This is a genomic window from Terriglobia bacterium (assembly GCA_020072645.1).
GTDB lineage: Bacteria > Acidobacteriota > Terriglobia > Terriglobales > Acidobacteriaceae > Angelobacter.
Genome location: JAIQGK010000012.1, coordinates 563,480 through 589,479 on the forward strand (window position 1 = coordinate 563,480; position 26,000 = coordinate 589,479).

Below are 26,000 nucleotides of genomic sequence, written 5' to 3' on the forward strand. Positions count from 1 at the left end.
TCAGCTTGCAATCTGAAATTCATTTTCCGGCGCTACCGCCGGAACGCTGATCCTGAGTTTTTCTCCCAAAGCAAGAAAGCGCTCCTGCCACAGGCGCGATGCGGGATCGTCTTTGCGGGCGATCTCGGGGAAAACTTTATCCAGAATGGAGTAATAAATGTTCTGTGCGTGCCAGCAATCCACTGAAAACGGCATCATGGGATAAAGGCTGGTGAGCACGTTGGCGCGTTCCAGCGTTTCACTGTCCTTGGGGTTCTCTTGCAGACGCCGCAAAATGCGCGTAAGGCTGTTGCCTGCGGCATAACGGACCCCGGCTTCATCCACCTGCACGCCTTCACGCTTGACCATTTCCATGAGCATGGCAATCCGGACAAAATCCACCGGTTCGGTTTCAAAGGTGTGTATAAGGTCGCTGTTGAGAACAAATTCCGCGGTGAAGCGCAAGACATCCGGGACAGGCTGGCCCATCTCTTTCAGGAAGCGCATGAGCGATCCATGCTTCTCGTAAATCTCATAGTAACTGTCCTCGGCATCTCCCAGCGTGCGGGAAAGAACAATGTCGAGAATTCTCTTTTGCTCGTCCTTGAACAAAGCGCGGAAGGAATACGGCATGCCGTCAAACTGCTCGTCGAGCAGGCGAAGCAGTTCGCCAAAGTCGCCGCAGGAAAAGGCGGCCATGCTTTCTGCCGCCAGCATTTCGTAATCTTCTTTCTTATCAAGCTCGCGAACGCCCGCGTGCAATACCTGATCGCCCAGATACACTGCGGCAAACCTCAAGTCGCGCGCTTCGCGGGTAATGCGGGACGTGACGCGGGAAATGCCCAGCGCCAGCCGCGCAGTCCCGGATTCGGCATGGCGATAGTCCACGCTTTTGATCGAATAGCAGTACTGCGGGACGATGTGATCGCCGTTAAACATTGAGCTAATGGCAAAATGCGCTCCCACTTTGCATAGATCCACGAATGCAGGCGCAATCCAGCGGTTGTAGATGGATGCACCATCGCCCAGCTCCGGCAGGTTGCTCTGGGCAAGGGCAAGCTGCCGCAGAAATTCCGGTTCGGGGTCCACGTTGCCGGTTTCGCGTGCCAATTGGATCACTCGCCCGGCATACTGCAGCACTTGCATGGTTTCAATGCCGCTCAGTTCGTCAAAGAACCAGCCGCAGCTGGTGTACATAAGCATGGCATGCCGCTGCATCTCCAGCAGTTTAAGAGCGTCCACGGTTTCGGCAGGCTTCAGTTGATGGCGGGAATATTTCTCAAAAAATAGCCACAAGGAATCCGGCGAACGGTCCAGCACTACATCTATATAGTCATTGCGCGCGGCCCAGGGATCGTGCAGCATCTCGCCGCCTTTGTTCTCAAATAATCCAGCTACACAATCGCGCAGATAATCCAGGGCCTCACGTAACGGCCCGCGCCATTGCTGGTTCCAGCCCGCGCGTCCGGAATTGCAGCCGCAATCGCTGCGCCAGCGTTCCACTCCATGGGCGCAGCTCCATGAAGTGTTTTCAATAATCTGCACTTCATGCGTCGGCGGATACATCTCCAGGAACTCGCCGTAATTCGTAAGCCGCATGGAAGAATCAGCTTCGATCCTGTCCAGCGCATATGCCAGCGCCATGTCGCCGTGGCGATGGTGGTGGCCATACGTTTCGCCGTCAGTGGCAATGTGCATCAATTGCGGCCAGTCGCGACGGTCAGAGAATCCGCTCTTTAGTCGGTTGGCAAACTGCTCTCCGCTGTTCAAGAGCTGTTCAAAGGCCACGGCGCGGGAAATGGGCCCATCATAAAAGAAGAGGTTGATTCTTTTTCCTGAAGGCAGCTTGGCCAGATAGGCGCGTGTGGGATCAATACGTGCGCCGCTTACGTCTTTCCAACTACGTCCGCCAATTTTGCGTACTCTGCCGGCCTGATGCGGAGCCAGGATCGTAAATTGAATGCCCTGCTCAGCCAGCGTCTCCAGCGTCTCCACGTCAACTGCAGTTTCAGCCAGCCACATGCCTTCCGGCGTGCGGCCAAAGCGGTGCTCAAAATCGCGGATACCCCAGATGATTTGGCTTGTCTTGTCGCGCGAATTGGCCAGCGGCAGGATCACGTGGTTGTAAGCCTGTGCCAGCGCCGATCCATGGCCGGAAAATCTTTCCTGGCTTGCCTTGTCTGACTCAAGGATCGATTCGTACGTCTCCGGAGAGTTGTCTTCCAGCCATGAGAGCAGGGTCGGACCAAAGTTGTAGCTGATGCGCGAATAGTTGTTTACTATCCGCCGGATATATCCGGCTTCATCAAGAATGCGCGAAGCGCCGTTGGGCGCGTAGCACTCGGCGGTGATGCGCTCATTCCAATCATGATAAGGATAGGCGGAATCCTGGCGCTCAACTGCTTCCAGCCACGGATTTTCCCGTGGCGGCTGGTAGAAATGAGCGTGGATGCAGATACAGCGTTCCATTGAGAGGCCGGCCATGCCTGTGTGCTGCAAGGAACATTACCCCGACATTAGGATGTGAAACGTCTTCCAGATGGTGCCTAGCCGGCTATAAATAGAGAGACTTACCTCCATTATGGTACTTGTGTGCAATTGCCCAACAAAAGCCATGTCTCTGCTCAACGTGAGTACCTGGATGCTCAGATCGGCAGCAGCTCTCTCTGTGCGCTCTGGCTTTGGCATGTATATATATTAGGAGGCAATCTGTTCCACATCCAGTTCGCGCGCAGGACATGTTTTCCCTCTCGCCTAAACAGGTGAACCTTTAGCACCGGCCCAATTACCCCCTTATGACTTTTGACAGCAATGCGTCTTCTCCCAGCGCCTCATATCAAGAAGGGAATACACCGGATAATCCCACATTCAACTTCACCTGGCCGGATTCTCAAGGCTTTGATCCTAGGGACAGTGTCTATTACGTCGAAGCTCAACTCAGCCGCAGCGCAGCTGGAGGACAGGCCGGGCTGGCAGGATTTTCCATCAAGAAGATCGTTCCGTAGCTGAAAACATATCCAATAGGAGTTCGCGAAAGAATGTCATCGTGAATCCAAACGGCTTCTCGATTCGAGTGAGGGGCCATTTTTTCTGAACGCGACTCGGTCGACGCAATACTTTCGTGATCTCCCGCGGCAAAGTCTGAAAAAATCACAGAACTCCTCAGGCGATTTACTGATTTTTTTGAATGCTAAAAAATATTTTTTGCATTTCTCCTGCATGGGGTAGCTGAAATGCGCAACTCTTGTTTATAATCATCCGTTTTCGTCAGTGATCTCGATCACCGATGAATGTGAGGCTGCCGATTCGCGTCAGAGCATCCAGCGCGACGGTCTTCGGGCAAATTTTATTCGATGGCACAGATCTTTCACCGCAGTGCAAATACTCTGGCTCGCGCCAGCATACTGGGAGTAGTGCTCCTGCTCTCGGCCGTGGGCGCGGCCGTCTTGAAGCTCCAGCGCTCTCCTTATGTTACGGCGCAGCATATTGCGCCGGAACAACCAGTGCCGTTCAGCCATCAGCACCACGCCGCCGGTCTCGGGCTGGACTGCCGGTATTGCCACACCTCGGTGGAGGATTCAAGCTTTGCCGGAATCCCTCCCACCAAGACTTGCATGAACTGCCACGCGCAGATATGGACGAATGCTCCCATGCTGGCGCCGGTGCGCTATAGCTTCTCCAGCGGCCAGTCACTGCAATGGACGCGCGTGCACGATCTGCCGGATTTTGTTTATTTCAATCACAGCATTCACATCAATAAGGGCGTGGGCTGTTACAGCTGCCATGGCCAGGTGGATGCAATGCCGCTGATGTATGAGGAAAACACGCTCCAGATGGAGTGGTGCCTGGATTGCCATCGTCAGCCGGAAAAGTTTTTGCGGCCGAAGAATGAAGTTTTCAACATGAAGTATCAACAGCCAACTCCGGAGAGCCCGGTTGAAGTGATGATTGCCGGGAAGAAAGAATCCTTTACTGACCAGTTAGTGCTCGGTACGGCTTTGCGGAAGGAATATCACCTGCGCACGCAGCAGGATATAACCAGTTGCTCCACCTGCCACCGATAGGGTGGAAACAAATGGAAACGAATGTCTAATAACAGCGATATAAAACCTAATCTGATTTCTGCCAGTGAGATCAAGCCGGCCAGCATGGAGCTGGAAGCCGTGCGCAAAAAGCTGGCCGATGCTAAAGGACCAAAGTACTGGCGTACTTTAGAGGAGCTTGCGGACCAGGAAGCCTTCGGCGAATTGCTGCAGCGCGAATTTCCGCGTCAGGCTTCAGAATGGGTTGATCCCGTTTCGCGCCGCAGCTTCCTCAAACTGGCCGGCGCATCCATGGCATTGGCTGGACTGGCCGGCTGCACGCGGCAGCCGTTGGAGCAGATCCTGCCTTATGTCCGGCAGCCGGAAGAGCTGATCCCCGGAAAGCCAATTTTTTATGCCACGGCCATGCCTTTCCATGGTCATGCGCTGCCGTTGCTGGTGGAAACACACGAATTTCGCCCTACCAAGATTGAAGGCAATCCGCTGCACGCGGCCAGCCTGGGCGCCACGGACCTTTTTGCTCAGGCCTCCATCCTGAATCTTTATGATCCTGACCGCTCTACCACGCTGACCAATATGGGCGAACTGCGGTCATGGGGCGACTTCGCCATGGCCGTCAACAGCAGGATCAACGATAAGGATGGTCTTAAGGCCACACAGGGTGCGGGGTTGCGCTTCCTTACCGGGGCTATGACTTCGCCGACCTTTGGCTGGCAGATGAAGGCTGTACAGCAGGCTTTCCCGCAGTCAAAGTGGCATCGCTGGGACCCGGTCAATCGCGATAACATGCGCGCCGGATCGAAGCTCGCCTTCGGCGGATATTACGATCCGGTTTACAAGTTTGAAAACGCGGCAGTCGTGGTGTCGCTGGACGCCGACTTCCTCTCCGGAGAGTGGTTCCCGGGCTTTGTCCGCTATTCGCGTGACTTTATGCGCGGACGCAAGCTGGAAAATGGCGACCAGATGAACCGCCTCTATGTGGCGGAGAGCTCACCTTCGACCACGGGGGCCAAGGCCGATCATCGACTCGTCCTGCGTCCTTCAGAAGTGGAGACCGTCGCTCGTGCGCTGGCGGCAAAAGTCGGCGTGGGCGGAGCGGCAGGGAGCCTGAATCCTGACCAGCAAAAGTTTGTCGATGCGGTTGCCGCCGACCTGACAGAGCACAAAGGCAAATGCCTGGTTGTTCCGGGCGAGTTCCAGTCCCCCACGGTCTATGCGCTGGCGCATGCCATGAACGGTGCGCTGGGCAATGTCGGCCAGACGGTTACATACATTGATCCCGTTGAAGTGGATGCGGTGGAGCACGGGCAGTCCATTAAAGAATTGATTGCTGACATGAACGCGGGCAAAGTGGATACCCTGGTAATCATTGGCGGCAATCCTGTGTATAACGCTCCGGTTGATCTCGACTTTGTCACTGCCGTGCAGAAAGCCAAGCTCCGCATACAGTTCTCCAACTACAAAAACGAGACCACTGACTACATGCACTGGCATGTGCCGGAAGCGCACTATCTGGAAGCGTGGAGCGATGCGCGGTCCTATGACGGCACCGCCAGCGTAATTCAGCCTATGATCATGCCGCTTTATGACGGCCGAAACTGTCATGAAGCGCTGGCGCTGTTTACTGACCAGCCGGGCACGGGCTCGCATGATCTGGTGCAAACTTACTGGAAGTCGCAACATCCCACAGCTGATTTCGAGAGTTTTTGGCGCACCTCAGTCCATGATGGTTTTGTGGCCAACACTACCTCCCCTGCCAAACAGCTAAGCGCCAAGATTGGATCTCTGCCCGCTACGGCTGCCGCCGGCGAAATTGAAGTTTCCTTCCGTCCCGACCCCACGATTTACGATGGCAGCTTTATTAACAATGCCTGGCTGCAAGAGACGCCGAAGCCGCTGAGTCGCAATACATGGGACAACGTTGCCATGATTAGTCCCAAAATGGCGGCGGACTGGAAGCTGAATCAGCTTAAGGACGACAACGACCATCAGTCGGACGCGCAAAGAATTATCGAGATTGTCTTCCCGGATGGCCGCAAGGTAGAAGCTCCTTACTGGCCGCAGCCGGGTCATCCTGACAATGCAGTCACGCTCTTTCTGGGCTATGGTCAATCCAGGACTGGGCGCGTAGGGACCGGCACAGGTTACAACGCTTACAAAGTCCGTCCCAGCGGCACGCAATATATTGCCGGCGGCGCAAAGATTAACGTTACCAATCGATTCTGGGACATCGCCGTCACGCAGGGCCACTTCAGCATGGACGACCGTGAGCCGGTGAAGGTGGCGGACCTGGAAGAGTTCATCAGGAACAAGAACTTTGTCCATGAGAATCCTGAAGAGGAGCCTCATGACAAGCCGGACCATCCTGAGTCGCTATATCCCGATTACCGCTATTCGCAGGGCAATCAGTATTTCCGTGAATATGCCTGGGGCATGTCTATCGACCTGAATTCCTGTGTTGGCTGCCAGGCATGTGCGGTGGCCTGCCAGGCGGAAAATAACATCTCCGTCGTGGGCAAGCAGCAGGTGCAGCGTGGCCGTGAGATGCAATGGATACGCATTGACTCCTATTATGAAGGCGATCCGGCCAATCCGAGCGTTTACTTCCAGCCGGTTCCCTGCATGCAGTGTGAAGATGCGCCGTGCGAGCCGGTTTGTCCCGTGGGCGCGACCACGCACTCCACTGAAGGCCTGAATGACATGGTTTATAACCGCTGCGTGGGCACGCGGTACTGCTCCAACAACTGCCCGTATAAAGTTCGGCGGTTTAACTTCTTCCTGTTTGCGGATTACGACACGCCTAGCCTCAAGCTGGGCCGCAACCCGGATGTGACCGTGCGCAGCCGCGGCGTGATGGAAAAATGCACGTATTGCGTGCAGCGCATCACCGCAGCCCGCATCGCTTCAGAAAAAGAAGACCGGCAAATCAAGGATGGAGAGATCAAGACGGCCTGCCAGCAGACCTGTCCTACTGGGGCAATTACATTCGGCAACATCAATGATCCCAGCAGCCGGGTGGCCCGCCTGAAGTGGGAGAACGGCGACCGGTATGGCAAGAGAAATCCGCGAGACTATCAGCTTCTGGCGGAATTGAATACACGCCCGCGCACCACGTATGTGGCGGCGGTGCGAAACCCCAATCCTAAATTAGCGTCTGGCACGGAGAATACATAAGAGATGGCTGCACCAGACATTCTGCCGCCTAAAGGTGTAAGGCCGCCCATTATCGGGCCCGGCCAGACCTTTGGCACCATAACGGACCGCATTGCCGGAATTGTGCTCACCAAGCACACCCCTATCTTCTGGGTAGCAATTGTGGCTATTTCGCTGGCGATTTTCGGCATGTTGCAGACCGCGATTGGCTACCTGCTGGTTAAAGGCGTGGGAATCTGGGGCATCACCATCCCGATTGGATGGGGCTTCGCCATCGTGAACTTTGTGTGGTGGATCGGTATCGGCCACGCGGGCACGCTGATCTCTGCCATTCTTCTGTTGTTCAAGCAGACCTGGCGTACCTCGATCAACCGATTTGCTGAGGCCATGACGATTTTTGCCGTCATGCAGGCCGGCTTGTTCCCGCTGATTCACACTGGACGTCCGTGGCTGGCAGCCTACTGGCTGTTTCCTATTCCGCTCACCATGGGTGTCTGGCCGCAGTTCCGCAGCCCGCTCATCTGGGACGTATTTGCCGTCTCAACGTACTTCACGGCATCGTTCCTGTTCTGGGGCATTGGACTCATTCCTGACTTTGCTACGCTGCGCGATTCCGCCAAAACGCTGGTTGTCCGGCGCATTTATGGCATGTTGGCGATGGGCTGGCGCGGATCAGCCAAGCACTGGAACCGCTATGAGACGGCTTATATGCTTTTGGCTGGTCTTTGTACTCCGCTGGTTCTCTCGGTGCATAGCGTGGTGTCACTGGATTTCGCGGTGTCCGTGGTGCCGGGATGGCACACTACTTTCTTCCCGCCATACTTCGTCGCCGGCGCAATCTATTCCGGTTTCGCCATGGTGCTGATGCTGGCGATTCCGTTCCGCTATCTCTATGGCATGCAGGATTTCATCACCCTGCGGCATTTGCAGAACTGCGGCAAGCTAATGTTGGCAACCGGCCAAATCGTCGCCTATTCCTATGCGATGGAAATGTTTATCGGCTGGTACAGCCATGACAAATACGAACTGGCCATGGTCAATAACCGGCTGCATGGCCCGTACTCGCACTATTACTACATGCTCATCCTCTGCAACATCCTCATACCGCAGTCGCTGTGGCTCAACAAGGTGCGTTCCACGCCGTGGATACTGTTCCTGGTGTCCGTGGTGGTGAATACCGGTATGTGGCTTGAGCGGTTTGTCATTGTCGTCATGAGCCTCCAGCGCGATTACATTCCGAGTTCGTGGGGCATGTACTGGTTTACGAAGTGGGACATGATGATTTTCGTTGGAACCATGGGGTTCTTTACTTTGCTCTTCTTTATCTTTATCCGGCTTATGCCGGCCATTTCCATCTTTGAAATGCGGAACCTGATTCCGCAGGCGAAGGTGAAAGAATAATGACAGCTGGACCTATTTACGGATTGATGGCGGAGTTTGAAACGCCTACGGAACTGGTGGAAGCGGCCAAGGGCGCTTATGCCGCCGGCTATCGCAAAATGGATGCGTACACCCCATATCCGCTGGAAGAAGCCGCGGAAGCTATTGGCGCGCACCATAATCGTGTGCCGTTGATCGTGCTGGTTGGGGCCATGCTTGGAATGATTGGCGGATATTCGCTGGAATACTGGGTTTCGGCCGTCGCTTATCCGATCAATGTCGGCGGCAAGCCATTTCATTCATGGCCTGCGTTCATTCCGGTTACTTTTGAATGCGCGGTGCTGGGCGCGTGCCTGGCTGCTGTGTTTGGCATGCTGGCCTTGAATGGACTTCCGCAGCCGTATCACCCGGTATTTAATTCACCGAACTTTGTGCGCGCCAGTCGTGACCGCTTCTTCTTGTGTATTGAGTCTCAGGACCCCCGGTTCAGCCCGTCTGACACTCGCAAATTGCTGGAGAGTTATAAGCCTGAAGAGATCACGGAGGTGCCGTATTAACCGTCCGGCACAAATCCGCGTTGCATGGCTGCTGTTTGCGGCGGCAGGAATGGCTGTTCTTGCCGGCTGCCGGCAGGACATGCATAACCAGCCAAAATTTATTCCGCTTAGATCAAGCGAGTTCTATTCTGATCGCCGATCGGCGCGCTATCCCGTTCCCGGAACCATCTCGCGCACGGTTTCCGGCGACTCGGCAAACTGTTCCAACAATGCGTCGCCGGAATGTCAGGAAAGCGTGATCGTGGACAAGGAGCAGCTCGATCCCAACAGTTATTACCTGACCGGCAAACGCGGAAACGTTTACGGCAACGATCTTCCCGGCGATCTGCCGTTCAAGGGGGATACTCCGGAGGGACGGCAGAACATACTGGCGCGGGGCCAGGAACGCTACACTATCTATTGCACTCCCTGCCATTCGCAGTTGGGCGATGGAAACGGCATGATCGTGCAGCGCGGCTTTAAGCGTCCGCCGTCTTTCCATGTGCAGCGGCTCAAGAACGCGCCGCTCGGCTGGTTTTATGATGTCATCAGCAATGGTTTTGGCGGTATGCCGGACTACGCCGCCCAGATAAAACCTGCTGATCGCTGGGCCATTGCCGCCTATATTCGCGCGCTGCAGCTCAGCCAGAACGCAAGTGAAACGGACGTCGCGGCTGCCGATCGAGACCAATTGAGCAAGCCGTCAGAACAAGGAATTACTATCCCAGATACATCTATAATTTCGCCCGCCGTAACAACTCCGGTAACGCCGGTGCCTGATACGCAGCCAAAGGGGAACAAGCGATGAGCCAGACTTTGGTGCGTGTTACTCCTAAAGATTTTGCGCCGCCGGCGATGATTGACCGCATGCGCTCGCGCTCGCTGGTCGTCGGAGCCGTGTTCGGCGTTGTGCTTCTCGTATTCACAGTTGCGCTTGCCAAGTGGGACCTCTTCCTCCGCGCATGGCTGTTTGGGTTCATGTTCTGGCTGGGCCTCACCACGGGTTCATTGGCGCTCCTTTGCCTGCAATACACCAGCGGCGGCAACTGGGGCCGCCTGGGGCGCAGGATCTGGGAAGCCGGGGCTGGTAACTGGTGGCTGATGGGTCTGTTCTGGCTGCCGATTGCCTTTGGCGTGAAGCGTCTCTTTGTCTGGACACAAAGGCCTCAGGATTCGACCGAACTAGCGAAATTCATCGCGCACTACGGCGCGGACAAGCTTCATTACTACCTGAACGTCCCGTTCTGGCTGGTGCGAGGCGTGTTCTACTTCGTCGCCTGGGGGATTATCTACTACTTCCTCAAACGCTGGTCAGTCCGCGAGGAGGCAGGCACCACCACTCCAGCGCAGTTCGTGCCCATCCAGAACCTGAGTGGCTTCGGCATCGTGTTCTTCGGGTTCAGTATCACTTTCGCTTCCATCGATTGGACCATGTCTCTCTATCCTGAGTGGTGGTCAACGGTCTGGGGCATGCTCTTCATGGTGGGCCAGGTGCTTACCACGTTCTGCTTTACCATCTGGTTGCTGACGCGGCTGGCTCAGATTGAACCGGTCTCGCGCATGTTCAAGATCGACTACCTGCATGACTTCGGCAAGCTCATGTTTGCGTTCGTCGTGCTCTGGGCTTATCTCTCGTTCTCGCAATGGCTGATTATCTGGTCCGGCAACATGCTCTCAGAGATTCGCTGGTACCTGATGCGCCTTTACCATGGCTGGCAGTATTTCGGGACAGCGCTGATTTTCGTTCATTTCGTCTTCCCGTTCGCCCTGCTGCTCTCGCGCAGCCTGAAGCGCCATGCCGGGCGCATCGTTGCCGTGTGTTTTCTGCTGTTGTTCATGCGGCTGGTGGACCTGTTCTGGCTTACCGCCCCCAACTTTTATCCCGGCGCGGAATTCGGGCCGGGTCATCCTGCAACCAACGGGCTGAACGGCTTCGGCTTGGCCGATGCGGCCATGTACATTCTCTGCCCCATCGCTATGGGAGGAATCTGGTTGTTCTTCTTCTTCTTGCGGCTGAGCAAGCGCTCGCTCATGCCGGTAAATGATCCTGGTTTTGTCGAAATGCTGGAATCGAAACATGGATAAAAACAAATTTGAAACTCAATCCGGCGGGCACATCAAGGAAGGCCATCAGGAAAGCGACATAAGCGTTAAGGGCGTGGTGTGGTCGGGAGTGATCCTGGCCGTGGGCGGTTTGCTGGCGTTCGTCCTCATGATCGTGATGATCCGCTTCCTGGAAAGATGGGAGCGCGACCACGAAGCCAAACTCACGCCCATGGAGCAGCAGTTGCAGCAGGAACGCGAAACGCCGAAAGAAGGACTGGGCAAAGTGGTGCCAACCAGTGAAGGCGAAATCAAGCCTGCTCCGGATTGGTATGGACGCGGGAAAATAGAAGACCATCTCAGCCGCACCATTAAAGCTCCTCGCCTGCAATATGACGATGAGCACGATATGCAGATTTTCCGCGGCTCAGAAGAGAAGTGGCTCAGTTCCACGGGCAAATCATCCAATGGAAGTATTCATATCCCAGTCAGCCGCGCCATGGAAATTCTGGCCCAGCGAGGCTTACCGCAAGTGAGCGGGCCATTTCAGCCCGCAAATGTGGGAGCGCCCAGCGCCGCATATCCCTCCGGGGCCGCTGATAATGGCCAACCGGCGGGCCGCGCGACGCCAACAGCAGGAGTAAAGAAGTGAATTACGGCAGTACAATTCGGAAGGCGTTGGCTGTGATTACGATTGCAGCTTGCGCTTCGGTTTCAGCGTGGTCTCAGGCTGCGCCCAAGCTTCAGCCGGGCGAATCCGTTCCCAACACGAAGCCTTCAATTCTCGACCAGGTTGGGCTTGACCAGCGCCTGAACCAGCAAGTCCCGCTCGATCTGGCTTTCAACGACGAGCACGGCCAGGCAATTCAGTTGCAGCAATACTTTGGGCAGAAACCGGTCATTTTGATGCTGGTGTATTTCCAGTGCCCCATGCTGTGCACGCAGGTATTGAGCGGCTTTACCGGCGCGATGCTTGGAATTCGCAGGTTCGATATTGGACGCGAATTTAACGTCATAACGGTAAGCATCGATCCGCGTGACAAGCCGTCAGACGCCGTTGCCATGAAGGATCGATATATTAAGCGCTACCGGCGTCCAACTGCCGCTGAAGGCTGGCATTTCCTGACGGGCCAGAAAGACCAGATTGATGCGCTGGCGCGGGCCGTAGGTTTCCGCTATGCGTGGGACCCGGAGATCCAGCAGTATGCGCATGCCAGCGGCATCATGCTGCTTACGCCGCAGGGTCGCGTGGCCCAGTACTATTACGGAATCGAATACTCCCCGCGCGATATTCAACTCGGGTTGGTAGAAGCGTCAAAAGGCAAGATCGGGAACATTGTGGACGAGGTGCTTCTTTATTGCTACCACTATGATCCCCGGCAAGGCCGGTACGGCGCTGCCATTTTCAATGTTTTGCGCTTGAGCGCCCTCGCCACGGTTCTGGCGCTGGGTGGTTTTATGTTGATCATGTTTCGCCGCGATTCGCTCGCTGCCCACAAGGGCCGCTTAACCAGGACAGCCGAATAGATGCAACTGAACTTTCCCATTTTTCCGGAGCAGGCCTCGAGCATGGCGGGGCAGGTGGACGCGCTCTACCTGTTCCTGGTGTTGATTACCACCTTTTTCTCGCTGCTCATCGCCATTCTGATCCTCTTCTTCGCCATCAAGTACCGGAGAACGCCGGGACGGCAGGCGGAACAGATCCACGGCTCCACTCTGTTGGAGATCATCTGGACGGTAATTCCGCTCGGTATCTCGATGGTCATTTTTGTCTGGGGCGCAGTCATTTATTACCACATGGAACGCCCACCAGCGAACCCGCTGGAGATTTACGGCGTGGGCAAGCAATGGATGTGGAAGTTCCAGCACCCTGGCGGACAGCGCGAAATCAATACTCTGCATGTGCCCACCGGACGCGACGTGAAAGTTACCTTGATTTCACAGGACGTGATCCACAGCTTCTTTGTTCCCGCATTCCGCGTTAAGCAGGACGTGCTGCCGAACCGCTACGTTTTTACCTGGTTCAGGGCCACCCAGCCGGGGACTTATCACCTGTTCTGCTCGCAATACTGCGGCACCAAGCACTCAGGCATGGTTGGCCAGGTGGTTGTGATGACGCCGGAAGATTACGCCAACTGGCTGGCCAGCGGCAAAGCTGAAGGATCGCTGGCGTCGCTGGGTGAAAAAGCGTTCCAGCAATACGGCTGTACAACGTGCCACCGGCCGGATTCAGGCGCGCGTGGCCCGAACCTTGAAGGCGTCTATGGCCGTCCCATCCGCCTTACTGATAATCGCGTGGTGCTGGCGGACGACAATTACATTCGCGAATCGATCCTTGAACCGAACGCCAAGGTCGTTTCCGGCTTCCAATCCATCATGCCGACGTTTCGAGGCGTGGTGAGTGAAGATGAAATCATCGCCATTACCGAATACATCAAGCACCTGTCACCACAACAAGCGAACCCGCTGAATAATCGCTCCACGCCTACGGAAATCCGTGACAGTGAAGTGCCAAACATTCAGCAACAAAATAAGCAAGAGAACCAGCAGCAACCGGCACAAACCCCGCAGGGAAAGAGGTCTGCGAATCCATCTGGGAAGAAACCATGAGTACCGCAACAGCGATCGTTAAACCGGTAATGCCGGAAAGGCATTTCCTGAACGACAATTACGGAATCAGATCGTGGCTGCTTACGAAAGACCACAAGCGCATTGCGATCCTGTACCTGTTTTCCATCACGTTCTTCTTCCTCATTGGTGGCGTGTTTGCATCGCTGATCCGGCTGCACCTGCTCACCCCAAACGGAGAGTTGTTCGAGGCTGATACCTACAACAAATTGTTCACGATGCACGGCGTGAACATGGTCTTCTTTTTCCTGATCCCATCAGTTCCCGCGGTGCTGGGCAATTTCCTGGTGCCGATTATGGTGGGCACCAAGGACCTGGCTTTCCCCAAGATCAACCTTCTGAGCTGGTATCTGTACATGGCCGGTGGCATATTTTCCATGGCTGCTATGGTCTCAGGCGGCGTGGATTCCGGATGGACCTTCTATGCCCCGCTCAGCTCCGGCTATTTAAAGACGCATGTCATCATGCTGGCCGTGGGCGTGATTATCGCCGGTTTTTCCTCGATTTTTACCGGCCTGAACTTCATTGTCACCGTCCACCGCATGCGCGCTCCCGGCATGACCTGGGGCAGGCTGCCGCTCTTTATATGGTCGAACTATGCAGCCAGCCTGATCATGATTCTGGGAACCCCGGTCATTGCGATCACCCTGATCTTGTTGGCGCTGGAACGCGGCTTCCACATTGGCATTTTCGATCCGAAACTGGGCGGCGATCCAGTGCTGTTTCAGCACATGTTCTGGTTTTACTCGCATCCCGCCGTTTACATCATGATTCTGCCCGGCATGGGCGTCATCAGCGAAATCGTTCCGTGCTTCTCCCGCAAACGAATTTTCGGATACTCGTTCGTGGCGTTCTCCAGTGTCGCAATCGCGGTTTTCGGATTTGTTGTGTGGGCGCACCACATGTTCGTGGCGGGCATCTCGGTTTATTCGGCTCTGGTTTTTTCGCTCTTAAGCTACGCGGTGGCTATCCCTTCAGCCGTGAAGGTCTTTAACTGGACCGCCACCATGTACAAGGGCTCAATCGAGATGAGTACCCCGATGCTTTACGCTATGGCGTTCATCGGCCTGTTTACCATCGGCGGATTGACCGGGCTTTTTCTGGCCGCTCTGGGTTTGGACATCCATATCCATGACACCTACTTTGTCATAGCGCACTTCCACTATGTAATGGTGGGCGGCATGGTTACGGCTTATCTGGGCGGATTGCATTTCTGGTGGCCCAAAATAACAGGACGAATGTATCCTGAAGCGCCAGCCAAGCTGGCTGCGCTGATCACGTTCATTGGATTCAACCTCACGTTCTTCCCGCAGTTTCTTCTTGGATACATGGGCATGCCGCGCCGCTATTGGGCTTATCCGCCTGAGTTCCAGGTGCTCAACGTGCTATCAAGCGCTGGCGCTTCAGTCCTGGCCGTGGGCTTCCTGCTGCCGATCCTGTACTTTGCATGGTCGCTAAGGTATGGAGAGATCGCTGGGAACAATCCGTGGCAGGCCACCGGCTTGGAATGGGAAACCAGCTCGCCGCCACCGACGCACAATTTCCACGAGATCCCGATCGTCACCAAAGATCCGTATGCCTACGGAGAAGATGCGGAGGTCACCGTTGTCCACTAGCCAGACAACCACTACCGATCATCATCCGGCGCTGGCGCACCAGTTCGACAGCATGGAGCAGCAGCAGGAAGCTTCCACCTTTGGTATGTGGGTGTTCCTGCTCACTGAGCTAATGATGTTTGGCGGACTCTTTACCGCATACCTGATCTACCGCCTCAAGTATTACCCGGCCTTCGTCGCCGGCAGCACCAGCATCAGCGTTTCATGGGGATTCGCCAATACGCTGGTTCTGATCGCCAGTAGCTTCACCATGGCCATGACGGTTTGGGCGGCGCAAAATGGTAGGCGCAAAACGCAGGTCTGGCTGCTTCTGGCTACCATGCTCCTGGGTGCGGCGTTCCTTGGCGTAAAAGCTAAGGAGTATTACGACAAATGGGACGAGTGCCACATCCCCGGCCACGTGATCGGCAAAGGTTTCAATGCCTGGGGCGGCTGCAGTGCCACGGACAAATCGCTGGGCAATATTGCGGAGGAAATCCGCGATCCCAAGCACCACGGCAATTCCAACGTCACTGAAATTTCGGCCGAGCAGACAGCCAAGCGGACAGAGATTTTCTTTTCCTTCTACTTCCTCATGACCGGCCTTCACGCCTTTCACATGGTGATCGGACTGGGGCTGCTGGGGTGGCTTTTACTACGCGCCAAAAGCGGGGAGTTTGGCCCTGCCTACTACACGCCCATTGAACTGGGCGGCCTGTACTGGCACTTTGTCGATATTGTATGGATTTTCCTGTTCCCATTGCTGTATTTGATCAGCCGGCACCAACACGGAGTTTAAGGACCAGAAACGAACATGTCTGAACATTCACATCCCACTCCCGGTCTTTACCTGGTAATTTTGCTTTCCTTGGTGGTCGGTACCTGCCTTACCTGGGGCATCGCTTTTGTTGATTTAGGAAAATGGAATCCGGTAGTCGCGCTTACGATCGCGGTCATTAAAGCGGTCCTGGTCGTTCTCTTCTTTATGCACGTTCATTACAGCAGCAAGCTTACCAAGCTCACGATTTCCGCCGGCGTCTTCTGGCTGATGATCATGATCACCATGAGCCTGAGCGATTATCTGACGCGGACGTTCCTGCCGCAGTAACGCAGTATTTAGCTGCAAGACCGCAGCGATTTCGATGTTTTCCAGGCTGCTAAGATCTTCCAATATCCGCTAAATACTAAGTACTAATTACCAACTACTGCTTAGTCAGAATCTCTTCCAGAAAATCCAGCGCCCGCGGATCGTTCATCTGTCCCAGCCAGAAGATGGCTTGCTTACGCACGACGGGGTTCTTGTTCGTTTTGGCCACGTTGATCAGGCGTGGGACCGCATCGGCATCATGCATCTGACTCAGCGCAAACACTGCTTTTTTCTTCACTTCCGTCTCAGGATCGTTTTCGATTGCGTCAGTAATCTGCTCCGCGGCTTTTCTGCTGCCCTTCTGCGCCAGCCAGAAAATTGCCTGCCCCCTGACGCGCGGGCTTTGGTCGTACCGGGCCATGCCGATCAGGTCCTTCAGCGCTTCCGGTTCTTTGCTTTGTGAAAACGCGAACGTGCCTTTCTCCCGCATACGATCATCTGGATCGTCGCGCACGTACTTGCGAAGAAGCTCCAGGCCTTTCTTTCCGCGCTCCACACCCAGCCAGAACGCGACGTTTTCGCGCAGCGACGGGCGTTGTCCCGGCTGAATCATCTTTTCCAGCGCGGCATCGGCGGCTGGCGTGTCATGCATGGCGATGGCCATCACCGCCTGATGCTCCGGGCCTTTCCTTCGGGACTCGCTCTCGGAGGCTTCAGCAAGGGCCATTTTGCTCAGCAGTTCCACGCTCTGCTCCGGCTTTACGTCTTCCAGCCAATAAAGTGGGAGATTGGCAAAGTCGAGAGGACAGTCAGCGCTGTACACGCGAATTTTTCTAATCTGCTTTTCTTCGGCGCGCAGGAAAATGAACGCATAGGGCAAGGGCTCTGGCGGCGAGCAGTCGGAGTTCGTCCCGCTAAAGGAGCTGCCTCTTTCCGACTCCAGCTTGCAGCCTATACAACACTTGCTTGCACTCGATACTTCTTGATCGAAGGAGTCAAAACAGCACATCGTACGTTCTTTAGCGGTCGCAGGAATTCTGTAGCCGATCCAGAGCGGCGCGGTCTGTTTCTGCACCAGGCCATCCACAGTCGCCTGAAGACCGGACGACGCGGAAAGCTCCTGCACCTTCGCGTTGGATATCTTCGGTTTCTGGGCGACTGGCTGCGCGGGTTGCTGCGCAGCCGTCATGACGGCATAACCAGCCAGCAAAATTGCGAGTATGTGTCTCTGCCAGGTTTTCATCGAGCGCTCCTTACTTGTTCAGGATTTCCATCATGTAGTCGCTGATTTCCGGCGAATTCATGAGAGACATCTTTGAGATCAGCGATCTCTTCAGTTCAGGATTAGTTTCCTTGCGGGCCAGCGCCACCATCTCTTTCCCGGCGCCATGCAGAAACAACGCATTGATGACTTTCTTTTTTGTGGAAACATCAGCTTGCGAGTTATAGACCTTGGTCAAAGCGGCAAGGCTTTCTTCGCCGCCTACCAGACCAAGGGTATTGATGGCTTTGTCCAGGACAGCCGGGTCCTTCTCTGTCTGAACGATCTCCGCCAGTTCATGGGCACACCCGCACATAAGCATCGCGCCCACGGCCTCCTTGCGTGTCTCGACATCAGGTGAGTTTTTGTAGAAATCGAGCAACTCCGCGCGACCTCCCATCATGCCCAAGTAGCGAATGGCTTCGCGGCGAAGCTCAGGGTTCTTTTCTGTCTTCGCCAGCGCTGCGACGTCATCCTTGCAGCCACACATAAGCCACGCCTGAAAAACGGTCTTTTTCACGCTTATGTCCGTGGAGGAGTTATAAACTTCCTTCAGCACGGCGCGGTTGCGGGGATTGCCGTTCATGCCCATGTTACGGATAGCGCGCTTCTGTAAATCCGGCTGATTGTTCGCCTTGGCGAGCCCCACGAGAATCTCCTGGGCTTTCTCCGATCCGCTCTGCGAAAGTACGAACAGTGCTTTGTCTTTCAGCTTCGGGGGATAATTCCCCGTGATGATCTTTTCCAGCAAGGGAACGGCTTTCTCCGGATTGGAATTCATCAGGCTCTGGATCGCCAGCAGTTTCAATTCCTCATCGGAAATGTTTTCTGGATTGCTGACGCCGCGAATTTCCTGCTCCAGCGCCCCGGCGTCCCGCAGCCAATTGCTCTTGGGATAGTTCTTGCGAAGCTCGCCAATCGCCGTCAGCGCCTGCGCCTTGTTACCGGCCTTGTTCAGAGCGTAGGCCTTCCAGTACATGGCGCCGTCAGCGCGGCGTCCGTGGATCTTGATCACTCCATCGAATTGCTTGATGGCGTTATCGTATTCGCCGTTATCAAGCGCGTCTTTGGCGGCCTGATACAGCTCGTCTTCGTGCGCGTTCGCCTTCTCCGCGGTCTGCGGATCCAGCAGTGCAGCCGAGGGCACTTGCTGCGCCGCAGCGGCGGAAGACAGCCCAAAAGAAACAGCGATATTTAAAAATAAGATCAGAAATAATTTGCGATTCATCATGGTTATAGCCTCTGGTTTACGCTGCCGCCGGAAAGCTCCGGACGCCGCGCTCTAGAATTCACTTCAGAACCGACTACGCGTACCTTGAACAAAAGCCCTTCAGACTGGATCGTGTGGCGCACCTGCTCTAAATCGTCGGGCGAAACTTCTGCTGGACCATTGGCGATCTCCGCCAGCACGCGACCCAATTGGTCGAGCAATCGAGCCACCCGCGGATCGCCCGCTTGTTGCGAACTCACGCGATATAGGTGATTGTTATCCAGCAACTCGCGGGCCTCGGCTTGTTCACTGGAAAAATTGATGGGACCTTTGGTGTCATTGTTCATGATTTCCACCAGAAGCATCTGCGACCGCTCCAGGTGATCGCCGACAGCGACTAAAACCACACGTTGCGGATTGACCTGTGAAGCCGGTTGTTGCGCGATCTGCGGGCCGGGACGGGGCCAGAAACGGCCAGCCAGAAACGCTGCGACCAGCAGTAGGGCCATTACTCCCGCGAATGCCCATTTTGGTGGCGACGGCCTGAGCACCCGTCTAAGAAAGCCTGTTTTTTCCGGCAGACGGTCACGCAGATTCAGCCATGTTTTTTCTTCAAAGCCCGGGCCAGGCTCAGGGACTTCCAATGGTTCGATCTGCTGCAGCGTGGACTGCACACGCGCAAATTCAGCGCGGCACTCCGCGCAGGCGGCCAGATGGCGCTCCACTTCCGATGCTTCTTCTACATCGCCGTAATAATGCAATACGATCTGTTCTTCGCTTAGATGGTTCATTTCACTGCGCTCCCGCCCCACCGCGCTCCGCGCGTTGAAGAACCCGGACCGGCATAAGGTTCCAGCTGCTGCCTGAGTTTTTGCACCGCGCGGAACACGCTGTTCTTGGCGGCGCTGGCTTTCAGGTTCAGCGCTTGGCTGATCTCTTCAATAGACCGGCCTTCCATGTGGCGCATGGTGAAGGCCACGCGCTCAGCCGGCGTGAGTAAACCAAGTGCCCCGGCAATCTTCTGCTTCATCTCCGCGCTCAGCACCAGCCGGTCTGGCCCTGGGTTTTGGGCCGGAAGCTGAATCTGCGCGCTGTCCTCGGCGTCAGGGTTATCGACAATCTGATAAGTATCTTTCGTCTGCATATGCGTTTTTCTCGCGGTCAGGAAGTCAAGCGTGCGGTTCACCGCGATCCGGTAGAGCCATGTGCTGAAGTTGGCGCGAAGCTCAAAACGCTCCAGGCTCTTGTAGGCCCGCAGGAAAGTTTCCTGGACGAGCTCTTCCGTATCCTGCTGGTTCCCGGTCATGCGGTAGATCACGCGGAAGATGCTGCGCGAATGGCGGTCGACCAGGACACGAAAAGCATTTCTGTCGCCGGCCAGGACCTGCGCCACTATTGCTGCATCTGTAACTTCCATTCGATTAAGTTAGACTGGAATCAGGGAGAGCGGTTAGGTTTTTCACCGCAAAGGGCGCGAAGGACGCAAAGAAGAGAGAAATGGAAGACCAACGCCAAAGGGCTTTCCCATTCCTTTGCGGCCGTTGCACCCTTTGCGGTAAATCAGGAACTTGACTCGATGGAAGAAGCTACGCGGAGCACCGTACTCTCATCAAAGTGCCGTCCCAGGACCTGCAAGCCGATGGGCAGGCCAGCCGAGTTCTTGCCGCAGGGAACGCTGATCCCCGGTACACCGGCCAGATCGGCGGTAACGGTATAGATGTCGGCAAGGTACATGGCCAGGGGATCGTCGACCTTTTCGCCGAGTTTGAAGGCCGGAGTCGGCGCGGTTGGCGTTACGATGGCATCAACTTTCTGAAAAGCCTGTTCGAAGTCGCGCGTCAGCAGGGTGCGCACCCGCTGAGCTTTTAGATAGTAGGCATCGTAATATCCGGAACTTAACGCGTATGTGCCGAGCATGATGCGGCGTTTTACTTCGGTCCCAAAAGCTTCGTCACGGCTCTTGCGATACATGTCGGAAAGCGTGCGAGCGCCTTTGGCACGGTAGCCGTAGCGCACGCCGTCAAAGCGGGCCAGGTTGGCGGAGACCTCTGCGGTCGCAATCACGTAATAAGTGGGGATGGCGTAAGACGTATGTGGGAGGGAAATGGGCACAATCTCGCATCCGGCTTCGCGCAGTTTGGCAATCCCGGCTTCGACGGCTGCCCGGACTTCAGCGTCCAAGCCGTCGCCGAAATATTCTCTTGGCACGCCGATCTTCAGGCCGTTTACGGGCTTTAGCAGTTCAGCTTCGTAGTCGGGAACAGGCACGTCGGCGGAAGTTGAGTCCAGCGGATCACGTCCGGCAATCACGCGCAGGAGAATCGCCGCGTCCTTCACAGTTTTGGTGAGTGGGCCAATGTGATCAAGAGATGAAGCAAAAGCAATCAGGCCGTAACGCGAGACGCGACCGTAGGTTGGCATGAGCCCAACCACGCCACAGAAAGAAGCCGGCTGGCGGATGGAGCCTCCTGTGTCAGAGCCCAGCGTCGCAACAGCGGTTCCCGCTGCAACGGCAGCGGCGGAACCTCCACTGGAGCCGCCGGGGACGCGAGATTTATCGCGCGGGTTGCGGACAGGCCCATAGGCGGAGTTCTCATTCGACGAGCCCATGGCAAACTCATCGCAATTCATCTTGCCCAGAACGATTGCGCCTGCGGCTTCAAGCCGGGCCACGGCAGTGCAGTCATAGGGGGGAATGAAATTTTCCAGGATCTTTGAGCCCGCCGTCGTGCGTATTCCTTTCGTGACCATCACATCTTTGATCCCGACCGGGACGCCCGCCAGCGGGGGCAGAGGAGAGTCTTTGCTTACCAGATCGTCGATCTGTTTCGCATGCTTTAAAGCCCGGTCTTCGCAGAGAGTGAGGTAAGCGTGAATTCCAGGATCGTCAGTTTTGATCTTCCCGTAAAACTTTTCCACGAGTTCGGACGCGGTAATTTGTTTTGCCGCGATAGCGGTTCGGGTGGAGTCGATAGTGAGCGAGTTCAGGTCCATTATGGGTTTCTATTTGGCAAAACAAAACCTCACCACGGAGGCACGGAGACGCGGAGAAGATCAAACCTTTGAGACAGCAAAGTTATTTCTCAATCACCTTCGGTACTTTAAAGAATTCTCCATCACTTTCCGGCGCATTCTTCATCGCTTCTGCGTGTGGCAACGATGGTTGCGGAACATCTTCACGCCAAGCCGCGCCCATGCCATCGCGCTGCTTCCCGTCCAATGCGCCAAATTTTGCCGAAATCTGCGCCATCGGTGGAACATCGGAAGTATCCAGTTCGTTCAGCCGATCAATGTAGTCGAGAATTGAGTTCAGGTCCTTGAGCATGCGCTGGCGCTCCTGGTCTGTGAGCTCCAGGTTGGCCAGGTCGGCAACATACGCGACGTCTTTTTCAGTGACTTTCATTGTTAGCACTCAGGGTTCAGCAATCAGCACTCAGTCATGAGACGGAATCGTTCATGAAACAAAAACCTTTGAAACGCAGAGGAACGGAGGAAACGGAGTGATAGATTTTCTGTGATCTAATGGCCGATCTCCCAATTCTTTCCTTTTCCATGAACTTTTTCTTCGGGTTCCCAGGCTTTCTGTCCGCATTCACACTACTCAGGAGCTGAACGCTGAGTGCTGGCTGCCGACTGCTTCACTTTAAACTGCACGCTCTTTACCACCTGTCCCAGCAAGCCCTCGTACCCACTCAAATATCGTGGAGCAAAAGACTGAAGCTGATTGCGCCAGCCCAAGTCCGAGACTTCTACGGTCAGTGTGCCGTCAGAAAACGCTGCTGCTGTGGTGCGGGACGCCACTTCTTTACCGCAAACTAGCGGCCACGCCAGCAGAACAGCTTCTTCTGGCGGTCGCGCGCGCAGCAGGTCCTGCATAATTTGGCGCAAGCCGGTGCGCACAGCTTCCATCGAATCCTTTACCTCAGACTAAAGATTTTAGCATTCAAGATGGTCGTAGCTGGACGTCGCTCAGAGAGCCGTTAGACCACGAAAGGCACCAGCGCTTTCACGCGCTGTTTGTAGTCCAGATATGCGTTACCAAACTGCTGGACCATAAAAGCTTCTTCCATCCGCAGTTTGAGCCCGAAGCCCAGAAGCAAAAGGAAAAAGCCCACAAAGCCACGCAGTTCACCATGAACGATCGCGGTACTCAGGTAAGCCAGCAGCAAGCCGGTATAAATCGGATGGCGGACAATACGATACGGGCCACTTTGAATCAGCTCATGTTGTTCTTTGATCGTGATGGTTCCGCTCCAGTTTCTTCCAATCCAAAAGCGCGCCAGGATCGCAAAGCTTACGCCGGCGGCAGTAAGAATGAGTCCAGTCCACAGCAAGGCGTCATCGTGTGCAGGCAGGACTCTCTGGCGTAGCCAGCGCGGCCAAAGGCGGCGGTCAAAAAGTAAAAAGAATGCCGTGGTAACCAGGATGGTCTGCTCCAGGCGTGAAGCAATAGTTTGCCTCTGCACACTGCGCTTCGCTGTAAGCGCGCTCACCAGCCAGACGATCCAAAGGGCTGTCCAGAGGTACGCTACGCCTGTGTTGAAAATGTCTTTCATCTGCATCTGCCTGAAGATACGATTTTCTGGGCGGAGTGGTTCAGATTGCCGCTGCTCACTTCAAGACTACAAGTGCCTGGGTTTCATCATCAGGCGGCGTTACGAAGGGTCTAGTGCTTTTAAATCCAACGACTTAGCCGTGTTTTCGTCTCGCCGTTTAATGCTGAGAAAAACCACTGAACCATTATTTACACCCGTTCACGTAAACCTTGTTAAATAAACAGCCGCCCGGCAATTACTATAATCTCGAAACCAATATCCCGTTTTGTTTCTGTCTCATAGCTTGGAAGAGGGCGCCAAGGGCGCAAGGAGAGGCACAACTAATGCACAAGCCGGTAAAGTACGCAGAGAAAGTCCTGACCTACGGAGCGAAAGGGGCTTGGGCTGTTTTTGAAAAGATCAACAGCATCAAGCCGCGGCCTTCATTCACGCCAAAATGGTCAGACAAGCCGATATTGAAGTCGTGGGAAAAGACGAAGCCGCCGCTAGGCTGGCCGCGCTCCACGGACTCTCTGTGCCCCAAGTGCGTTCCGGAAATCCGGCAGCAGATTGTTGACGGCAAATTACCGCATGAGATCCTGCTCAATGAAAAAGCCGGCGAGATCAAAGCCACTATCGTGGAGCGCGACGGCAAAATCCTGATGGTGAAGGATTGCCCGCTGCATGGCCACTTTGAAGACGTGATGGCCGTTGACGTTGAATTCTTCAAGCATCTGGAAGACGTTTTCCCTGGGCGCGATATCCGCGCACACAACGACGAAAAGCTGCACAACCACGGCACCAGCACGGTAAAGCACGGCCGCGGATCGGTCCTTACGATCGACCTGACGAACCGCTGCAACATGATGTGCGACCCCTGCTTCATGGACGCGAACCAGGTCGGCTTTGTGCATGAGCTGACGTGGGACGAGATCAAGACCATGCTGGACAACGCGATCTCGATCAAACCGCGCAGGCAGATGTCAGTACAGTTCTCCGGCGGCGAGCCGACTCTGTCTCCATATTTCCTCGATGCCGTCCGCTACGCCCGCCAAGTTGGTTACAACTCAGTGCAGGCCGCGACCAACGGAATTGAATTTGCGAAGTCACCTGAGTTCTGCCGCCAGGCCGCGGAAGCCGGTTTGCGCTACGCTTACCTGCAGTTTGACGGTATCGGAAACGCAGCGAACTCGCATCGGCAGGTCGGTAATTTGTTTGACGTGAAGCTGCGCGCCATCCACAACCTGCATGAAAACGGCGTGGATATTGTTCCGGTCACCACCATCATCAACGGGATCAATAATGAGCAGGTGGGCCGCATCATTCAGTTTGCGCTGGATAATCCCAGGACCATCAGCTTCCTGAGCTTCCAGCCGGTTTCATTTACTGGCCGCGATGAAGAGATTACCGACGACCGCCGTCAGGCGCAGCGCTACACGCTGAGCCATCTGGCGCACGACGTAAAAAACCAGACCGGCCTGGGCGAGCCCAAGCGCGACTGGTTCCCAATCTCATTTATGTCCACCTTCTCTGATTGGGCCGACTTGATCCATGGCCCCAGTGCAGATTGGGGACAACTGAGCTGTGGATGCCACCCGAACTGCGGCGTGGGCATGGCCGTGATGATCGATAAAGAAACTAAGGAAGCAGTGCCAGTCACGGCGTTCCTGAATGGTGACCGCATCGCGCAGGACGTGGCTAAGGTCAATGACGCTGGTCGCGGACGGTTTCTCTCGGTCTTCGGCATGGCGCTGGCTCTGGCCCGCAACTACGATCCGTTCCAGGCCCCCAAGCACTTCAAGCTGATCGATCTGCTGAAGAAATTTGACAAAACGTTTGGCGCAACGAAAAATCCCGACGCGAAGTACGGGAGCGTCTCCGGCGATCGCACGGTTGAAGATATCAAGAAGCGTCGCCAGGACCGCTGGAACTTCCTGTTCATCGCCGGAATGTGGTTCCAGGACCTTTACAACTACGACTTCCGCCGTACCGAGCAGTGCATTATTCCTTACGCCACTCAGGAGGGCGAAATCAGCTTCTGCGCCTATAACACGGGCGTGGGCTGGCGCAACATCATTGAAAAGATGCACATGACGGCCACGCTCACCAAGTGGTATGAAGAGCACGGGCGCCATGAGATTTTTGCCGGCGGCAAGGCCGTGGGCCTGAACCAGAGCGCTCACAAGCTGAACCTGAATGAAGCGCATGTGCACGCAGGCCGCAACACCACGCTGGACGATCTGGGAATCGCCAAGACCGCGCGCGAAGAGAAGCTGCGCGCCCGCGACGAGAAGATAAAAAAGTCCGCGGACGATGCCCGCATGGAAGCGCTCTACCGCGAGCACATCCTGAAAGAGCCCAAGCCGCAGGGAGGGTTTATTCCTCTTGGCGCCATCGCTCCGGCGGCACCGAAAGCAGAAGCCACGCAGGAAAAGAAGGAAGAAGTTTTCGGCGACTAACAGCAGGAACTTAACCACAGAGAACACAGAGGGTCACGGAGGCAGTTTCTCAGTGACCCTCAAGCTTTGTAAGCACGCTTTTGTCGTTCAG

General features: G+C 55.4%; 23 protein-coding genes. 14 read left to right on the plus strand and 9 right to left on the minus strand.

Going from position 1 to position 26,000, the window contains the following annotated elements; all coding sequences use genetic code 11:
* A complete protein-coding gene (locus tag LAO76_19005) occupies window positions 1–2,448 on the minus strand; it encodes a DUF3536 domain-containing protein (protein MBZ5493011.1) in 2,448 nt (815 codons plus the stop codon).
* 326 nt (window positions 2,449–2,774) lie between these two features.
* Here LAO76_19005 and LAO76_19010 point away from each other — a divergent pair, with 326 nt between their 5' ends.
* The 13 genes from LAO76_19010 to LAO76_19070 all read left to right on the plus strand — a co-directional run bounded on the left by LAO76_19010 (window position 2,775) and on the right by LAO76_19070 (window position 16,465).
* Window positions 2,775–2,984: a hypothetical protein gene (locus tag LAO76_19010; protein MBZ5493012.1), complete on the plus strand. Its 210-nt coding sequence runs from the start codon at window positions 2,775–2,777 to the stop codon at window positions 2,982–2,984.
* Window positions 2,985–3,332: 348 nt separating this feature from the next.
* Complete coding sequence (locus LAO76_19015; protein ID MBZ5493013.1) at window positions 3,333–4,043, plus strand: cytochrome c family protein; 711 nt, start codon at window positions 3,333–3,335, stop codon at window positions 4,041–4,043.
* An 84-nt stretch (window positions 4,044–4,127) separates the two neighbouring features.
* Window positions 4,128–7,196 (plus strand): TAT-variant-translocated molybdopterin oxidoreductase, encoded by a 3,069-nt coding sequence (locus LAO76_19020; GenBank protein MBZ5493014.1) that lies wholly within the window; start codon window positions 4,128–4,130, stop codon window positions 7,194–7,196.
* Between the two features lie 3 nt (window positions 7,197–7,199).
* Window positions 7,200–8,576 (plus strand): polysulfide reductase NrfD, encoded by a 1,377-nt coding sequence (gene nrfD, locus LAO76_19025; GenBank protein ID MBZ5493015.1) that lies wholly within the window; start codon window positions 7,200–7,202, stop codon window positions 8,574–8,576.
* Window positions 8,577–8,602: 26 nt separating this feature from the next.
* Window positions 8,603–9,112 carry a DUF3341 domain-containing protein gene (locus tag LAO76_19030; GenBank protein MBZ5493016.1) on the plus strand — a complete coding sequence of 170 codons (510 nt, stop codon included), beginning with the start codon at window positions 8,603–8,605 and terminating at the stop codon, window positions 9,110–9,112.
* A 79-nt stretch (window positions 9,113–9,191) separates the two neighbouring features.
* Complete coding sequence (locus LAO76_19035) at window positions 9,192–9,899, plus strand: cytochrome c (GenBank protein ID MBZ5493017.1); 708 nt, start codon at window positions 9,192–9,194, stop codon at window positions 9,897–9,899.
* Window positions 9,896–11,176, plus strand: coding sequence for a hypothetical protein (locus tag LAO76_19040; GenBank protein ID MBZ5493018.1), 1,281 nt, complete (start codon window positions 9,896–9,898; stop codon window positions 11,174–11,176). The genes LAO76_19035 and LAO76_19040 overlap by 4 nt, the downstream gene beginning before the upstream one ends.
* The gene (locus LAO76_19045) at window positions 11,169–11,786 is read left to right on the plus strand and encodes a hypothetical protein (protein ID MBZ5493019.1); all 618 of its coding nucleotides are present in this window, start codon (window positions 11,169–11,171) and stop codon (window positions 11,784–11,786) included. Before LAO76_19040 ends, LAO76_19045 begins: the two co-directional genes overlap by 8 nt.
* Window positions 11,783–12,661: an SCO family protein gene (locus LAO76_19050; protein ID MBZ5493020.1), complete on the plus strand. Its 879-nt coding sequence runs from the start codon at window positions 11,783–11,785 to the stop codon at window positions 12,659–12,661. Before LAO76_19045 ends, LAO76_19050 begins: the two co-directional genes overlap by 4 nt.
* Window positions 12,662–13,744: a cytochrome c oxidase subunit II gene (gene coxB, locus LAO76_19055; protein ID MBZ5493021.1), complete on the plus strand. Its 1,083-nt coding sequence runs from the start codon at window positions 12,662–12,664 to the stop codon at window positions 13,742–13,744. It abuts the gene before it with no gap.
* Window positions 13,741–15,378 carry a cytochrome c oxidase subunit I gene (ctaD, locus tag LAO76_19060; protein ID MBZ5493022.1) on the plus strand — a complete coding sequence of 546 codons (1,638 nt, stop codon included), beginning with the start codon at window positions 13,741–13,743 and terminating at the stop codon, window positions 15,376–15,378. Before coxB ends, ctaD begins: the two co-directional genes overlap by 4 nt.
* A gap of 112 nt (window positions 15,379–15,490) precedes the next feature.
* Window positions 15,491–16,156: a cytochrome c oxidase subunit 3 gene (locus LAO76_19065; protein ID MBZ5493023.1), complete on the plus strand. Its 666-nt coding sequence runs from the start codon at window positions 15,491–15,493 to the stop codon at window positions 16,154–16,156.
* 15 nt (window positions 16,157–16,171) lie between these two features.
* A complete protein-coding gene (locus LAO76_19070) occupies window positions 16,172–16,465 on the plus strand; it encodes a cytochrome C oxidase subunit IV family protein (protein MBZ5493024.1) in 294 nt (97 codons plus the stop codon).
* A gap of 94 nt (window positions 16,466–16,559) precedes the next feature.
* Here LAO76_19070 and LAO76_19075 read toward each other — a convergent pair whose 3' ends face one another.
* The 8 genes from LAO76_19075 to LAO76_19110 all read right to left on the minus strand — a co-directional run bounded on the left by LAO76_19075 (window position 16,560) and on the right by LAO76_19110 (window position 23,471).
* Window positions 16,560–17,687, minus strand: a complete 1,128-nt coding sequence (locus tag LAO76_19075; protein ID MBZ5493025.1) for a HEAT repeat domain-containing protein — start codon at window positions 17,685–17,687, stop codon at window positions 16,560–16,562.
* Between the two features lie 10 nt (window positions 17,688–17,697).
* Window positions 17,698–18,936 (minus strand): HEAT repeat domain-containing protein, encoded by a 1,239-nt coding sequence (locus tag LAO76_19080; protein ID MBZ5493026.1) that lies wholly within the window; start codon window positions 18,934–18,936, stop codon window positions 17,698–17,700.
* Window positions 18,937–18,938: 2 nt separating this feature from the next.
* The gene (locus LAO76_19085) at window positions 18,939–19,706 is read right to left on the minus strand and encodes a hypothetical protein (GenBank protein MBZ5493027.1); all 768 of its coding nucleotides are present in this window, start codon (window positions 19,704–19,706) and stop codon (window positions 18,939–18,941) included.
* Window positions 19,703–20,332 carry a sigma-70 family RNA polymerase sigma factor gene (locus LAO76_19090; protein MBZ5493028.1) on the minus strand — a complete coding sequence of 210 codons (630 nt, stop codon included), beginning with the start codon at window positions 20,330–20,332 and terminating at the stop codon, window positions 19,703–19,705. Before LAO76_19090 ends, LAO76_19085 begins: the two co-directional genes overlap by 4 nt.
* 143 nt (window positions 20,333–20,475) lie before the next feature.
* On the minus strand, window positions 20,476–21,909 hold the full coding sequence (gene gatA, locus LAO76_19095; GenBank protein MBZ5493029.1) for an Asp-tRNA(Asn)/Glu-tRNA(Gln) amidotransferase subunit GatA: 1,434 nt from the start codon (window positions 21,907–21,909) through the stop codon (window positions 20,476–20,478).
* An 82-nt stretch (window positions 21,910–21,991) separates the two neighbouring features.
* Complete coding sequence (gatC, locus tag LAO76_19100) at window positions 21,992–22,318, minus strand: Asp-tRNA(Asn)/Glu-tRNA(Gln) amidotransferase subunit GatC (protein ID MBZ5493030.1); 327 nt, start codon at window positions 22,316–22,318, stop codon at window positions 21,992–21,994.
* Window positions 22,319–22,512: 194 nt separating this feature from the next.
* A complete protein-coding gene (locus LAO76_19105) occupies window positions 22,513–22,824 on the minus strand; it encodes a DUF721 domain-containing protein (protein MBZ5493031.1) in 312 nt (103 codons plus the stop codon).
* Window positions 22,825–22,895: 71 nt separating this feature from the next.
* Entirely contained in the window at window positions 22,896–23,471 is a 576-nt protein-coding gene (locus LAO76_19110) for an isoprenylcysteine carboxylmethyltransferase family protein (GenBank protein ID MBZ5493032.1), read from the minus strand.
* Between the two features lie 323 nt (window positions 23,472–23,794).
* Between LAO76_19110 and LAO76_19115 the strand changes: the two genes are divergently transcribed.
* Window positions 23,795–25,909, plus strand: coding sequence for a radical SAM protein (locus LAO76_19115; protein ID MBZ5493033.1), 2,115 nt, complete (start codon window positions 23,795–23,797; stop codon window positions 25,907–25,909).
* Window positions 25,910–26,000: the final 91 nt, after the last annotated feature.

Bases quoted from the DNA above. Each gene is read 5' to 3' on its own strand.
- LAO76_19035 (MBZ5493017.1), top strand. From the start codon at position 9,192: ATGCATAACCAGCCAAAATTTATTCCGCTTAGATCAAGCGAGTTCTAT.
- LAO76_19030 (MBZ5493016.1), top strand. From the start codon at position 8,603: ATGGCGGAGTTTGAAACGCCTACGGAACTGGTGGAAGCGGCCAAGGGC.
- LAO76_19010 (MBZ5493012.1), top strand. From the start codon at position 2,775: ATGACTTTTGACAGCAATGCGTCTTCTCCCAGCGCCTCATATCAAGAA.
- LAO76_19070 (MBZ5493024.1), top strand. From the start codon at position 16,172: ATGTCTGAACATTCACATCCCACTCCCGGTCTTTACCTGGTAATTTTG.
- LAO76_19080 (MBZ5493026.1), bottom strand. From the start codon at position 18,936: ATGATGAATCGCAAATTATTTCTGATCTTATTTTTAAATATCGCTGTT.
- LAO76_19075 (MBZ5493025.1), bottom strand. From the start codon at position 17,687: ATGAAAACCTGGCAGAGACACATACTCGCAATTTTGCTGGCTGGTTAT.
- LAO76_19040 (MBZ5493018.1), top strand. From the start codon at position 9,896: ATGAGCCAGACTTTGGTGCGTGTTACTCCTAAAGATTTTGCGCCGCCG.
- LAO76_19045 (MBZ5493019.1), top strand. From the start codon at position 11,169: ATGGATAAAAACAAATTTGAAACTCAATCCGGCGGGCACATCAAGGAA.
- gatC (MBZ5493030.1), bottom strand. From the start codon at position 22,318: ATGAAAGTCACTGAAAAAGACGTCGCGTATGTTGCCGACCTGGCCAAC.
- LAO76_19115 (MBZ5493033.1), top strand. From the start codon at position 23,795: ATGCACAAGCCGGTAAAGTACGCAGAGAAAGTCCTGACCTACGGAGCG.
- LAO76_19105 (MBZ5493031.1), bottom strand. From the start codon at position 22,824: ATGGAAGCTGTGCGCACCGGCTTGCGCCAAATTATGCAGGACCTGCTG.
- LAO76_19020 (MBZ5493014.1), top strand. From the start codon at position 4,128: ATGGAGCTGGAAGCCGTGCGCAAAAAGCTGGCCGATGCTAAAGGACCA.
- LAO76_19090 (MBZ5493028.1), bottom strand. From the start codon at position 20,332: ATGGAAGTTACAGATGCAGCAATAGTGGCGCAGGTCCTGGCCGGCGAC.
- coxB (MBZ5493021.1), top strand. From the start codon at position 12,662: ATGCAACTGAACTTTCCCATTTTTCCGGAGCAGGCCTCGAGCATGGCG.
- ctaD (MBZ5493022.1), top strand. From the start codon at position 13,741: ATGAGTACCGCAACAGCGATCGTTAAACCGGTAATGCCGGAAAGGCAT.
- LAO76_19085 (MBZ5493027.1), bottom strand. From the start codon at position 19,706: ATGAACCATCTAAGCGAAGAACAGATCGTATTGCATTATTACGGCGAT.
- gatA (MBZ5493029.1), bottom strand. From the start codon at position 21,909: ATGGACCTGAACTCGCTCACTATCGACTCCACCCGAACCGCTATCGCG.
- LAO76_19110 (MBZ5493032.1), bottom strand. From the start codon at position 23,471: ATGAAAGACATTTTCAACACAGGCGTAGCGTACCTCTGGACAGCCCTT.
- LAO76_19015 (MBZ5493013.1), top strand. From the start codon at position 3,333: ATGGCACAGATCTTTCACCGCAGTGCAAATACTCTGGCTCGCGCCAGC.
- LAO76_19065 (MBZ5493023.1), top strand. From the start codon at position 15,491: ATGATGTTTGGCGGACTCTTTACCGCATACCTGATCTACCGCCTCAAG.
- LAO76_19005 (MBZ5493011.1), bottom strand. From the start codon at position 2,448: ATGGAACGCTGTATCTGCATCCACGCTCATTTCTACCAGCCGCCACGG.
- nrfD (MBZ5493015.1), top strand. From the start codon at position 7,200: ATGGCTGCACCAGACATTCTGCCGCCTAAAGGTGTAAGGCCGCCCATT.